This window comes from Novosphingopyxis sp. YJ-S2-01 (assembly GCF_016093175.1).
GTDB lineage: Bacteria > Pseudomonadota > Alphaproteobacteria > Sphingomonadales > Sphingomonadaceae > Novosphingopyxis > Novosphingopyxis iocasae.
In genome coordinates this window covers 1,546,175-1,558,756 of record NZ_JAEDAI010000001.1, presented here as the reverse complement: position 1 = coordinate 1,558,756, position 12,582 = coordinate 1,546,175, and the positions used below count along the sequence as shown (strand labels likewise).

General features: G+C 64.7%; 9 protein-coding genes. 2 read left to right on the top strand and 7 right to left on the bottom strand.

Annotation, left to right across the window (positions count from 1 at the left end; translation table 11 throughout):
- Positions 1-28 precede the first annotated feature (28 nt).
- The 3 genes from I6A82_RS07630 to I6A82_RS07620 are packed head-to-tail and all read right to left on the bottom strand — an operon-like array spanning position 29 to position 4,495.
- Positions 29-1,423 carry an amidohydrolase family protein gene (locus tag I6A82_RS07630; RefSeq protein ID WP_232343345.1) on the bottom strand — a complete coding sequence of 465 codons (1,395 nt, stop codon included), beginning with the start codon at positions 1,421-1,423 and terminating at the stop codon, positions 29-31.
- The gene (locus tag I6A82_RS07625; RefSeq protein ID WP_198094382.1) at positions 1,420-2,811 is read right to left on the bottom strand and encodes an amidohydrolase; all 1,392 of its coding nucleotides are present in this window, start codon (positions 2,809-2,811) and stop codon (positions 1,420-1,422) included. Before I6A82_RS07625 ends, I6A82_RS07630 begins: the two co-directional genes overlap by 4 nt.
- Positions 2,812-2,827: 16 nt before the next feature.
- Positions 2,828-4,495 (bottom strand): peptide MFS transporter, encoded by a 1,668-nt coding sequence (locus I6A82_RS07620; protein WP_332310944.1) that lies wholly within the window; start codon positions 4,493-4,495, stop codon positions 2,828-2,830.
- 128 nt (positions 4,496-4,623) lie between these two features.
- Here I6A82_RS07620 and I6A82_RS07615 point away from each other — a divergent pair, with 128 nt between their 5' ends.
- Positions 4,624-5,205 carry a nitroreductase family protein gene (locus tag I6A82_RS07615; protein WP_198094381.1) on the top strand — a complete coding sequence of 194 codons (582 nt, stop codon included), beginning with the start codon at positions 4,624-4,626 and terminating at the stop codon, positions 5,203-5,205.
- Between the two features lie 203 nt (positions 5,206-5,408).
- Positions 5,409-5,750 (top strand): GntR family transcriptional regulator, encoded by a 342-nt coding sequence (locus tag I6A82_RS07610; RefSeq protein WP_187335770.1) that lies wholly within the window; start codon positions 5,409-5,411, stop codon positions 5,748-5,750.
- Here the strand turns inward: I6A82_RS07610 and I6A82_RS07605 are convergent.
- Genes I6A82_RS07605 through I6A82_RS07590 form a run of 4 tightly spaced genes read right to left on the bottom strand, consistent with a single transcriptional unit; the run spans position 5,747 to position 12,446 of the window.
- A complete protein-coding gene (locus I6A82_RS07605; RefSeq protein WP_198094380.1) occupies positions 5,747-7,660 on the bottom strand; it encodes a tetratricopeptide repeat protein in 1,914 nt (637 codons plus the stop codon). The genes I6A82_RS07610 and I6A82_RS07605 overlap by 4 nt on opposite strands.
- Positions 7,644-9,011 (bottom strand): PEP-CTERM-box response regulator transcription factor, encoded by a 1,368-nt coding sequence (gene prsR, locus I6A82_RS07600; RefSeq protein ID WP_198094379.1) that lies wholly within the window; start codon positions 9,009-9,011, stop codon positions 7,644-7,646. Before prsR ends, I6A82_RS07605 begins: the two co-directional genes overlap by 17 nt.
- Positions 9,011-11,068: an XrtA/PEP-CTERM system histidine kinase PrsK gene (prsK, locus tag I6A82_RS07595; RefSeq protein ID WP_198094378.1), complete on the bottom strand. Its 2,058-nt coding sequence runs from the start codon at positions 11,066-11,068 to the stop codon at positions 9,011-9,013. The genes prsR and prsK overlap by 1 nt, the downstream gene beginning before the upstream one ends.
- Positions 11,058-12,446, bottom strand: a complete 1,389-nt coding sequence (locus I6A82_RS07590) for a TIGR03013 family XrtA/PEP-CTERM system glycosyltransferase (RefSeq protein ID WP_198094377.1) — start codon at positions 12,444-12,446, stop codon at positions 11,058-11,060. The genes prsK and I6A82_RS07590 overlap by 11 nt, the downstream gene beginning before the upstream one ends.
- Positions 12,447-12,582 lie beyond the last annotated feature (136 nt).

The window sequence follows — 12,582 nt, the reverse complement described above, 5'->3', positions numbered from 1 at the left end:
CAGTCTCCTCATCGCATTTATCCTTCGATCAGTGGTCGTAAGCCTTGGGCAACACGCCTTCCTGCGGGTTCCGATAGCGTTCGCGCAGACGCGCCTGACGGTTGTCGAGCGACTGTTCGACGCCGTCGATCCAGACGCGCTCGGGCGTCGAACTCAGCTCCAGCGGATCGCCGGACCAAAGGACGACATCGCCCGCAGCACCGGCGCGCAGATGACCCATCCGTTCGCCCACGCCCATGATATCGGCAACATCGCCGCTGATGGCCGCGAACGCTTCATCCCAGGTCAGGCCCGTGGCGCCCGGCACCTTTTGCAGGCCGACGAGGTTGCCCGCATATTGCGGGGCATAGCGCAGCTGATGCGCATCCTCATCATCGATCATGCCGATCGCTACTTTCACGCCGGCATCGCGCATCCGCCCGACATTGGACTGGGTCGCCGCCAGCTTCTCGAACGAAGCGGGCAGATCGTTGAGCGCCGAGGCGATAACGGGCACGCCCGATGCGGCAATGCGATCCGCCACGCGCCAGCCCTCGCTCGCGCCCACGAGCACGAGCTTCAGGTTCGGAAATTCGCGCTTCAGGTCCAGCACTCGCAGGATGTCGTTGGCGCTTTCGACATGCACCAGCAGCGGCTGCGTGCCGCGCACCACCGGCACCAGCGCCGCAGCATCGAAGCGGGTGAGCAGTACGTCCTGCGGCCGCTCGGCATTGCTTTCCAGCATGCGCAGGTCAGGCGAGACGCTGGACAGCGATTGTCCTTCCACAGGGGCGCTGCCGCCGCCATGAATGTTCGCGCGGTTACCGAAATCGCGCGCCTCGCGCAGCGCGTTGCGGAACAGCGCATGCGTCGCTGCGCGGCTGCCGCCGGCCTCGCGCGCACCGGCCTCGCCCATCTCGGCGAACTGGAAGGCGCGCGGCACGGTGACCGCGTCATAATCGTCGCCCAGGTCCACGAGCGCGCCCTGTCCGGCAAAGATGCTGGTGGCGCTGGCGGGCGAGACGACCGCTCGGGTGACCCCGGCGGCGCGGCTGACACCGAAAGCGGTGCTCGTCGGGTTGATCGCCGGCGCAACGTCGATCGAGGCATTGAACGGCGAATCATTGGCGCGGGTATCGTTGGTGGAAGAGACCGCATCCACCTCCGACAAGCCGACGCGGCTGAAGCCCGCGAACAGGCCCGGCGTCACATATTTGCCGCCCGCATCGATCGTCTCCGCGCCCGCAGGCACGGCGACGCCGGTGCCTGCCGCCACGATGCGCCCGTCGCGGATCACGACGGTGGCGCCATCGACCGGCGCGCTGCCGTCCCCGGCCACCATCTTCGCGTTGGTGATGGCATAAGTCTGGGCAGCAAGCGGCGATGCGGTAGCGAGCAGCGCGGCAGCGATCGCGGCCGCCTTAGCCATGAACGGGCGGCTCATTTCACGTCTCCCGATCCGGGCTGGCCGAGTTCGAAATCGCTCACCGGGCGGCGCGACGGATCGTCAGCATCGTAGAGGAGCGCGCCGTCGACCCACACCTTTTCCGGGCGCGAATAGACGCTGAGGGGGTTGCCGTTCCACAGCACTACATCGGCCATCTTGCCGGGCTTCAGACTGCCGGTCATCTCCTCGATCCCCAGCGCCTTGGCCGCGTTGTAGGTGAGCCAGCGGATCGCGGTGGCGTCCGAAATGTCGATGCCCATCCGCCGTCCGTCGGCAAGCGCCTTGGCCGCCTCCTGGTTCAGGCGCTGAATGCCGTTTTCATCGTCCGAATGAATGATGACGCAAGCGTTCGAATTCTGCAGCAGCGCCGCGTTCTCGGGGATCGCGTCATAGGCTTCCATCTTGAAGCCCCACCAATCCGCCCAGACCGCGGAGCAAATGTCGTTATCGCGCAGGATATCGGCGATCTTGTAGCTTTCCACGGCGTGATGAAAGGCGGTGACCTTGTAGCCCGCTTCCTTGGCCATATCGATCACCTGGGCCATCTCATCGGCGCGGTAGCAGTGATTGTGCACCAGGATCTCGCCGTCGAGAACGCCGGTCAGCGTTTCCTTGGCGAGATCATATTTATGGTCCTTGTTGGCGCGATATCCGCGCGCATCGGCCCACATCTGCCGGTCCACCGCCAGATTGCCCATGCGGGTGGAGGGCTTGCGCCCGCGGCTGCCGTAGACGCGCTTGGGGTTTTCCCCGCAGGCCATCTTGAAGCCATAGGGCGCGCCCGGGAACTTCATGCCCTGCACGGTGCGCGAATAGACGTTCTTCAGCGTCACCGAGCGTCCGCCGACCAGGTTCGCCGAACCGGGCAGGATCTGCAGCGAGGTGATGCCGCCATTGGCCATGGCCCGGCTGAAACCGGGGTCCTGCGGCCAGACGCTATGTTCAGCCCACACATCGGGAGTGAGCGGATCGGTCGCCTCATTGCCGTCCGAATGCGCCTCGACGCTGGGACTAGGATAGACGCCGAGATGGCTGTGCACGTCGATGATGCCCGGCGTCACGAACTTGCCGGTCCCGTCGATCTCGATCGCCCCGGCAGGCGCGGCCATATCGCCTGCGCCGACGCCAACGATCTCTCCGCCGCTCATGACGATGGAGGCGTTGTCGATGCGCGCGCCCTCACCGTCGAATAGCGTGACGTTTCGCACCACTGTCGGCGAGGACGGGTATGCGCGGTAGGTGGAGGCGAAGGGCGCCTCCCCTTCGGCAAGCGCGGATGGCCGCTGCTCCGCGCTTGTGCCCGATGCCGTTGCCGGGCCGTTACCGGCCGCGGCGCAGCCCCCCAGAGCGAGCAGCAACGTGCCCGCGAGCCCCCAATTTTTCACCCCTGCTTACCCCTTATCAATCGCGTGTGGTCGGATGGATACCCGCGGCCTGCGGCTCTGCCGCCTCGCGCTGGCCCTCCAGATCATCGCCAACATCGTCGTCACGCAGCGTGTCGAGATGCATCAGCTTCTTCACCAGCGGGGATACAAGCACGACAAACACGCCCACACCGATAGCGACAAGGCCGATCGACCAGTAGATCGACAGCGCGCCCTCGCGCGTCATCTCGCCGCCTTCGCCCTCGCCCATCACCGATCCGATGAACCCGGCAACAAAGTTGCCGCCCGCCGTGCCGAAGAACCAGCCGGCCATCATCAGGCTGGCCATATGCGTCACCGACAGGCGGTTCATGGCCGAGAGGCCCACCGGGCTGAGGCAAAGCTCGCCGGTGGTCGAGAAGAAGTAGAACAGGAAGATGAACAGCACCGGCACCAGCGCGGCCGCACCGATCGAGTTCGCGCCGAGTACCAGCACCACGAAGGCAAAGCCCATCTGCACGATGCCCAGGCCCATCTTGGCAGGCGTCGACGGCTCCCAGCCACGCTTGGCCAGGAACGGCCAGAGCGCACCGAAGATCGGGCCCATCAGGATGATGTAGATCGGGTTGATCGACTGGAACAGCGAGGTCGGCACGCCCGCCCGGTCAACGAAGCGATCGGTGAACAGGTTGATTGATCCGCCGGCCTGCTCGAACAGGCCCCAGAAGACCGGCTGCAGCAGGATGAGGAAGATCATTGCGAACACACGGTCGCGTGCGTCCTTGTCCAGCTTGAACGCCTCCTTCAGCACATAGAGCAGCAGCAGCACGCCCGACACCAGCATCAGCCAGCCGACTACCGACTGGTACTGAATCAGCGCCCAGATGATGGCAACGCCGACGAAGCCGAGCACGTAGAGAAACCATTCCAGCTTCAGGCCCATCACGCTTTCGCGCAGCTTGGCCGGAACCGGCGGCTCGCCCTGGCCCAGAAGCAGCGGCTTGCCAATCACGAACACGACGAGACCGAGCAGCATGCCGATGCCTGCGGCACCGAAGCCGTAGGACCAGCCGAGCGTCTCGCCCAGATAACCCGCGATGATCGTGCCAACGGCGGCACCGACGTTAATGCCCATGTAGAAGATGGTGTAGGCGCCGTCGCGGCGGATGTCCGTGCGCGGGTAAAGCTGCCCGACGATCACCGAGATATTGGCCTTCAGGAAGCCCGAACCGACGATGATGAAGGCCAGTGCCAACCAGAAAACATTGATCGCAGGATTGTTCTCATAGCCCGCGGCCGCATCGCCCTCGAACGCCATGAAAAAGTGGCCGATCGTCAGCAGCACCGCACCGAACAGCACCGCTTTGCGCTGCCCCAGATAGCGGTCTGCCAGCCATCCGCCTAGCACCGGCGTGATGTAGACGAGCGAGGTGTAGGCACCGTAAATGAAATTCGCTTGCCCATCGGAATAGAGCCAGTGCTTGACGAGATAGAGCGTCAGCAGCGCCCGCATGCCGTAATAGGAGAAGCGCTCCCACATTTCGGCGAAGAACAGGACGTAAAGTCCCTTGGGATGGCCGGCGAATTCCTTCTTGGGCTGCAGAACCGCATAAGCGCCCAGACACAGGAAGAATATCAGCGCGACGGAACCAGCAGCGGCGATCCAGTCACCCTCGTTCCACAATCCGACAGCTTTGAAACCCACTCCGAACCCCTCTTCCAATCAAACACACCCGTCTGCGCGCGGGCCATATGGCGGCGCAACCTAACGCAAAAATTGCGGCTGTGAAGAACATTGTTGCCGAAACGTTACCGCGCGCCCACCTTGGGCCCATGACCTTCAACGATCTTTCCAGCCCGCTCAAATACTTGACCACGCGCCGCTCGGCCAAGCCACGCGAGATGGCGGGCAAGCGTCCGGACACTGCCGAAATGCGCGAATTTGCAGCGATCGCCGCGCGCTCGCCCGATCATGGCAAGCTGGCACCCTGGCGCTTCGCGATCGTGCCGGACGAGGCTCGCCCCGCCTTTCGCGCGCTGCTGGACCGCGCCTTCCGCGCCGCCAATCCGGACGCGCGCGATGCCTCCGTTGAGGCGGCTTGCCAGATGGCCGATTACGACGCGGCGATCATGGTTGCCAGCTTCGCGCCGGTCGAAAGCGCCAAAATCCCGCGCTGGGAACAGGAACTGAGCTGCGGCGCGGCGGTGATGAACCTGTGCCACGCCGCCAATGCCAGCGGCTATGTCAGCGGCTGGATCACCGGCTGGGCGAGCACCGATCCGCTGGTAACCGAAGCCTTCGCGCCCCAGGGCGGAAAGATCGCGGGAATCCTGTTCTTGGGGTCGCTTGGCGCGGAAATGGAAGAACGGCCGCGGCCCGCATTGGACGATGTGGTGAGCGTCTGGGAGGGATAAGTCCCTCTTCAACAGCAGCACCGTTCATACAGAGCCTGTCTAAATACTGTTCTTCTCGGCGCGCGATGGAGAAGAAAGAGCGGGGCTTCGACAGGTTCAGCCGGAACGGACGACCGTTCGGGCTTCTATAGACCGCTGTAATGCGCGGGCTGCATCACCCGCGCCCTTGACCCGCCCTACTGTCTTATGGCACTGATCCAGTCATGCCCGATTCCCAGAAACCCGTCTATCTTCGCCTGCGCGATGTGATTGCCGCATCAATTCTCGATGGTACCTACCGGGACGGCGATGCCCTTCCCTCCGTGCGCAGCTTCGCCGCGGACCAAGGCGCCAATCCGCTGACTGTCGCGAAGGCCTATCAGACGTTTCAGGACCAGGATCTGGTCGAGGTGAAGCGTGGGATCGGCCTGTTCGTGGCGGATGGCGCGCGCGAAAAGCTGCGGCAGATTGAGCGGGCACGGTTCCTCAGTGAAACCTGGCCACCGGTGAAAGCGCAGATGGACCTGCTCGACATAGATTTCGCGGACCTCAGCGAAAACGCCTAGTCCTTCCGCAGCGCCACTTCGGCCATTGCCAGATGGCGGCGGGCGAGCGGATTGTCCGGCAACATCGCCACCGCTTTTTCCAGAATCTCGCGCGCTTCCTCGTGCTCGCCCGTCTGCAGCGCCACATAGCCGTAGATGTGTACGACTTCGGGATTGCCCGGCTGCACGCGATAGGCCCGGCGGGCCTGGTTCAGCGCCGCGTCCGCTCGCCCTGCGCCCGATAAGGCACGCGCATATCCCGCGTGCAGCATGGCATCATTGGGGCCGATCACGGCAATCAGATCGCGATAGAGCGCAGCGGCAGCTTCGTTTGCGCCTGCCGCTAGATAGGTCTCTGCCAGAAGGCGGCGCGCCGGAAGGCTGGCGGGATTGGCTTGCAGGAAGCGCACGAGCACCCTCAGCGCGGCGTCTTCGTTCCCCACTGCGCGGGCCATGGAAACCATGCGCTGCATCAGCGATGTACTGAAATCCAACGCGGCGGCGCGGCCATAAGCGGCCATCGCACCGCGCGCATCGCCTTGCTCCGCCAAGACATCAGCCAGCAAGATCTGCGCGTCCGCCACCCCCGGATTGCGCTCGGCGAGTGCCTGGGCAACCGATCGTGCGCCAGCATCGTCGCCTGCCGCGATCCGCGCTCTGACATCCGCCGCCGGTCCTGCGCCGAACCCGGGCAGTACCGCCGCGCCCGAACCCGGCACCTGCGCGCGGTTCAGCATTTCCATGGCCGCATCGCGATTCCCCAGCGCTTCGAAGCTGCGCGCGAGCACCCATTCGCCATAGCTGCCGGTATCGCTCGCGGCATCGACGGGCAGCATCTGCGCCGCCCCGGCCGCATCGCCGGCGCGATAGAGCGCGCGCGCCGCCAACGCTGCCGCGGTTCGATTGAGTGGCTGAATCTCGGCCAGTCGCCCCCAATATTCTGCGGCCAGCAGATCGTTGCCGAGGCCATATTCCACGCTGCCGCTCAGCAGCAGCATCGCCGGGACGGTGTTCATCTGCCCGTCGGTCAGCCCGATCAGGCGCTTTGCAAGCCCGAATTCATGCGCGCGCGCCGCGATCACTGCCTGCATGAAATAGCCGTTCGGATTGTCCGGCTGCAGCGCCACGATACGGCGCGCCACGGCCAGCATCTCGCGGTGCCGACCCAGATCGCCGAGCGTCGCGCCATAAGCTTCCAGCAGCGCGATATCGTCCGGACTTGCGCGCAAACCCTGTTCGAACCAGGGCAGCGCTGCGGCCAGACCGAACTGCGCGCGCACGGTTTCGCCGCGCAGGCCCAGCGCGCCGGCATCACGGCCATCGATGGCAACCGCGCGCTCCGCCGCATCCGCCGCCCCCGCTATGTCGTGCCGCGCCAGCCGGAAGCGGCCGATATCGGTCCACAATTCGGCGCTTGCATCGCCCAGCGCCAGAGCCCGGTCGAACGCGGCACGCGCGGCGTCTGCATTCCCAAGGTCCTGATAGGTGCGACCGGCGTAGCGGGCCGCCTCCGCGCCATGTTCGGGCGCGATGTCGGCGGCCTCCAGCTGATTTAGCGCCTCATCATAGCGGCGTTGCTGCCGATAGGTCTCGCCCAGCAAATGCCGGAGTTGTGCGGGGCTGGCGCCAAGATCGATCGCCTTACGCAGCGCGGCATCGGCGCTGTCCGGGTCCGCCAGACGCAGGCTTATTGCGGCAAGCGCTACGCGCGCGGGTGCCCAGTCCGGATCCTTCTGCACCGCGTTGAGCAGTTCCACCCGCGCCGCGCGATCATTTTGCGCGGCAGCGAAGCGTTCTGCCGCAGCCAGAGAGTTTTGCGCGGGTGAGTCTTCGTCCTGCGCCGCCAACGGCAAACCGATCGCCAGCAGCGACGCGGCGCACAGTGCCGTGGCCCAGCGTCGAAGAACCCTCCGCTCAGGTCTGCAATTCATATTGCTTCAGCAGATCATAGAGCGTGGGACGGCTGATGCCGAGCAGCTTCGCCGCGCCCGAAATATTGCCACCGGTGCGGGCAATGGCGCGGCGTATCGCCTTGCGGTCGGCAATCTCTCGCACGGCTTTCAGATTGATCGCCTCCCGGTCGTCAACATCCTCGGGGGCATCGAGATCGAGATCGACAGCACGGATGTTCTTGCCATCCGCCATGATGACCGCGCGTTTCATGCGGTTTTCCAGCTCACGAACATTGCCCGGCCAGCCATGCGCCTCCAGCGCGGCGATGGCATCGGGCGCAAAGCCGCTGACGCGCGCGTTCATCTCGGCGGCGAACCGGCCAAGGAAATGCTTGGCGAGGAGCGCGGCGTCGCCGGTCCGCTCGGACAGAGCGGGGATCGGCACCACGATCTCGGCGAGGCGGTAATAAAGGTCCTCGCGGAACGTCTCCTCCGCGATCATCGCCGCCAGATCGCGGTGCGTGGCGGTGAGGATGCGCACGTCGACCGGGATCGCGCGGCGTCCGCCGACCCGCTCGATCACCCGCTCCTGCACGAAGCGGAGCAGTTTCACCTGCAGAGGCAGCGGAATATCGCCGACCTCGTCCAGGAACAGCGTTCCGCCCTCGGCCAGCTCGATCTTGCCCTCGACTGTCTTCAGTGCCCCGGTAAACGCCCCCTTTTCATGGCCGAACAATTCCGCCTCGAGCAGCGTTTCGGGGATCGCGGCGCAGTTGATTGCGACAAACGGTCCATCCGCGCGGTCGCTCGCGGCATGAATGCCTTTGGCGAGCAGTTCCTTGCCCGTTCCGCTGGCACCTTGCAGCATAACGGACACCTGCGTCGCCGCCACGCGCTCCAGCGTGCGCAACGTCTTGGCCATTTCGGGCGCGGCGGTGATGATGCTGGAGAACGCTCCCGCACCTTGCGGTCCGGCTTCGCTCAACCGGCGATTTTCGCGCTCCAGCGCGCCGACATGAAAGGCGCGGGCCACGATCAGCTGCAGCTCCTCGATATCGACGGGCTTCTGATAGAAGTCCCACGCCCCGCCCGCGATGGCGGACTGCGCGCTTTCGCGGCGGCCATGGCCGGAGGCGACGACCACCTTGAGATCGGGTTTCAGTCGCAGCATCTCGGCCAGCGTCGCGAAACCTTCGCTGGTGCCGTCCGGATCGGGCGGCAGGCCCAGGTCCAGCGTCGCCACGGGCGGCTCTTCGGAACGCAGCAGCGCAATCGCTTCGGCGCGGTTGCCCGCGGCCAGCACGTCCCAATCCTCATAGGCCCATTTCAGCTGCCGCTGGAGGCCCTCATCGTCCTCGATCACGAGCAGCTTGGGTTTCGTTTCGGCCATTACGCGGCTTCCTTTCGGATTTGGCCCGGCGCGGCGGGCAGGCTGACGGTGAAGACCGATCCCTCGCCGGCGCGGCTGGTGGCAGTAACATCGCCGCCCATGGCGCGGGCCAGGGTGCGCGCCTCATAGACGCCGATGCCGAAACCGTCCTGCTTGCTGGACTGGAAGGGGCCGAACAGGGAGTCGGTCAGGAATGCCTCATCCATCCCGCATCCCTGATCGATCAGATCGAGCCGCACGGTTTCGCCATCACTGCGGCTGCAAAAGCGGATCGGCGCGCCCGGGCGGCTCGCCTCGACTGCATTGGCAAGAAGGTGAATAAGGATCGTGCGCAGTCGATCGGGATCGGCCGAAACAGCGAGACCGCGCTCGACCTCGTCTAACTCCACCGGATTGCGCCCGCCCGCGGCTGGCACGACGTCACGCACTACATCGCTCAGCAGCACGGGCCGCCGCGCGGCTGGGGCGAGCGCGCCCTTGCCGTCCAGGCGCGCGAGCAGTTCCTGCATCTTGGCGGAGGAGCCCTTCAGCGTCGCGATCATATCCGCGCGAAAATCCGGGTTTTCCGCATGCCGCTCGGCATTGCGGGCCAGCAGCGCAAGCTGGCTGACCACATTCTTGATATCGTGCATGACGAAGGCGAAGCGGCGGTTGAACTCCTCGAACTGGCGCGCCTCGACCAGCCGCGCCTGCCCCTCCGCTTCAGCCAGATAGCTCGCCGCCTGACGACCTGCGACGCGCAGAATATCGAAATCCTCCCAATCCAGCGAACGTGCGATCGGTGGCCGCCCGAGCAGAGCGAGCCCGACCAGCCGATCAAGATGGACGAGCGGCACGATTGCGAAGAGCCATGCCGATTCCGACAGGCCAGGCGGCAACCAGCTGGCGGGAAACAGCGCATCACTGCCATCGCGGACCGCATCGCAATCGGCGATAAACCCGCGCTGTTCGAACAGATCGAGCGCGTCTTCCGCCCAGGACCCGGTCATTTCCTCTTCGCATTTCCAACGCCCGCCGATGCGGAACGAGGCCGTGCCGGTGCGCAGTAAAACCATGCCGCCCGATGCGCCCAGCACGTCGGCCAGCGCCTTGGCGACCCGCGCGCCGAGGGTCATGCCTTCTCCGTCCGGCCTGCCCACGGTGTCGGCGAACCGCACCCACTGCTCGCGATAATCATAACGATGGCGGAAAAAATGCTTGGCCAGCACCACTTTCAGCGTTGCGCGCAAGCGATCCGAGGGGATGGAGGGCAGCGCCGCCAGCGAGAGCAGGAACAGCATCACCGCCGCCGCGGCGCCCGAACTGCGATCGACCGCAAGGGCCACGATCACGACAACCCCGAGATAAAGCGCGATCAGCCCGATCGATGCAAAGCGAAAGGCAGCCTGGTGCGAAAGGGCAAAGCGCCATCGCCGGCTGTCGCGCAGTGCGAGCGCCAGAACCGGCGCCATCAGCGCAATCGCCATACCGCGCGCAGGCAGCAACAGGCCTGGACCGTAATCGGGCAGCACTGCGAAGAAATACAGCCCCAGATCATAGGTCCACATCGCCGCAAGCGTGGCCAGCGCCAGCGCCATGCCCTCCTGCCGCCGCGCCTCGGCCAGATGATAGAGGTTGTGGACCAGCACGAGCGCGCCGATCGCGAACAGCATGCGAAGCGATGCCTCGACCGGGCCGATCGGCTCATCACGTAGCGCGTCCCAGATACCGAGGCCCATCAGGATGTAGAGCAGCACACCCATCAGCGCTCCCACCGTGGCGGGGCCTTTGCCGGTGCGGCGGAAGATGGCGTAAAGAAAGGCCAGCCAGCCCGCATTGCGCAGCGTTTCTGCAAGCGATGCGGCGACCGATGCGGGGCCGGCCAGCGCCGCCGCCACGCCCCATGCCGCCGTCAGCAGAAGCGCTGCAACCAGCGTCTTGTCCGCGGTGCGCCTGATGGCGGTACGGCGCACCAGCCAGATCGCCAGCGCGAAAAAGGCAAAGGCGCAAAGACCGGCGCTCCAGAAACCGAAATCGTTCATCGCGGCGATGGGCGCGACGGCATCCTCATCGCGCACCGTCCGGCCAGAGCACCACCCGCAGCGTCTGCAACAGGATCAAGAGATCGAGGAAGGGCGTGTAATTCTTGGCGTAGTAAAGATCATATTCCAGCTTGTGCCGCGCATCTTCCACGCTGGCGCCATAAGGATAGTTGATCTGCGCCCAGCCGGTGATGCCGGGCTTCACCATGTGGCGCTCCGCATAATAAGGCATCTCCTTCTCCAGATCGGAGACGAATTCGGGGCGCTCGGGCCGCGGACCGACGAAGCTCATTTCCCCTTTCAGCACGCTCCAGGCCTGGGGAAGTTCGTCGATCCGGACCTTGCGGATGAAGCGGCCCACACGAGTGATGCGCGGATCGTTCTCGCTGGCCCAGATGGCTTTACCGCCCGCTTCGGCATCGGTCCGCATCGAGCGGAGTTTCAGGATCTGGAAGTCCTCTCCAAAACGGCCGACACGCGTCTGACGGAAGAAGGCAGGCCCCCTGCTTTCCAGCCTCACGAGCAGCGCGAAGAACAGGATGATCGGCCCGGTCAGCAGCAGCAAAAGACCGCTCGCCAGCATATCGAAGCAGCGCTTGGCGATCGTGGAAATGCGCCGCCCGGCGGAAAAGCCGTCGGAGAAGATGAGCCAGCTGGGGTTCACGCTGTCGAGATCGACACGCCCGGTCTCCCGCTCCAGAAAGGTGGAGAGGTCATTCACGTGCACGCCGGTGGTCTTGATACGCAGCAGATCGTCGAGCGGCAGCGCGTTGCGGCGCTCCTCCAGCGCCAGCACCACTTCGCTCGCGTTCATGCGGACCACGAATTTCTTGAGGTTGCGGATCGCGCCGCGGGCGATGGCCTCCTCCACCATCTGCTCGCCCTCGCTCATCGCGATATAGCTGACGACGGTGAAGCCGCTTCCGGGCCGCTCTTCCAGCATGCGGATACGGTCTGCGCGCTTGCCCGCACCCAGCACGATCATGCGCCGCTTGAACGCCTCTCCGCCGATAAGGCTACCGAGCGCGACGCGGCTGACAAATATGAAGAGAAAGGAAATGACCATCGCGTAGAGCGAGATCGATCGCCACAATGTGATGCCCGGAAAGGCAAAGGCAAGCAGCGCCAGAAGAATGATGCCAAGTGACACCGCGACTAGCCAGCGTGCGGTGGCGAAGCGGACAGATTGCAGCGCCTGCGGACTGTATACGCCGACCGAAACCGCCGCGAGTTCCAGCGCCACGCCGAAGCTGATAAGCGAATCGACCCGGTCGCCGATATGGCTCAGCTCCATACCGATCTGCTGTGCACGGATCATCCAGCCTACCTCCGCCGCGGCGATCAGCAGCAGAAAATCGATCAGCCCCAGGAACAGGACTGCATGGGGCACATAATGTTTGAACAGCCTGATCACGGAAAGCGACGAACCCTTTTATGGTTCGTGCACCCTACAGGCGCAGGCGTGAAATGTCGGTTAAGACGAATGCGCGCAAATCCTTAGTTTTCTGCGAACCAATGCGGAAAACTTTGGATAATCCCACCGAGGGAAA

Excerpts from the sequence above, each read along its gene's own strand:
- I6A82_RS07630 (WP_232343345.1), bottom strand. The coding sequence starts at position 1,423 with ATGAGCCGCCCGTTCATGGCTAAGGCGGCCGCGATCGCTGCCGCGCTG.
- I6A82_RS07615 (WP_198094381.1), top strand. The coding sequence starts at position 4,624 with ATGACCTTCAACGATCTTTCCAGCCCGCTCAAATACTTGACCACGCGC.
- I6A82_RS07610 (WP_187335770.1), top strand. The coding sequence starts at position 5,409 with ATGCCCGATTCCCAGAAACCCGTCTATCTTCGCCTGCGCGATGTGATT.
- I6A82_RS07605 (WP_198094380.1), bottom strand. The coding sequence starts at position 7,660 with ATGAATTGCAGACCTGAGCGGAGGGTTCTTCGACGCTGGGCCACGGCA.
- prsR (WP_198094379.1), bottom strand. The coding sequence starts at position 9,011 with ATGGCCGAAACGAAACCCAAGCTGCTCGTGATCGAGGACGATGAGGGC.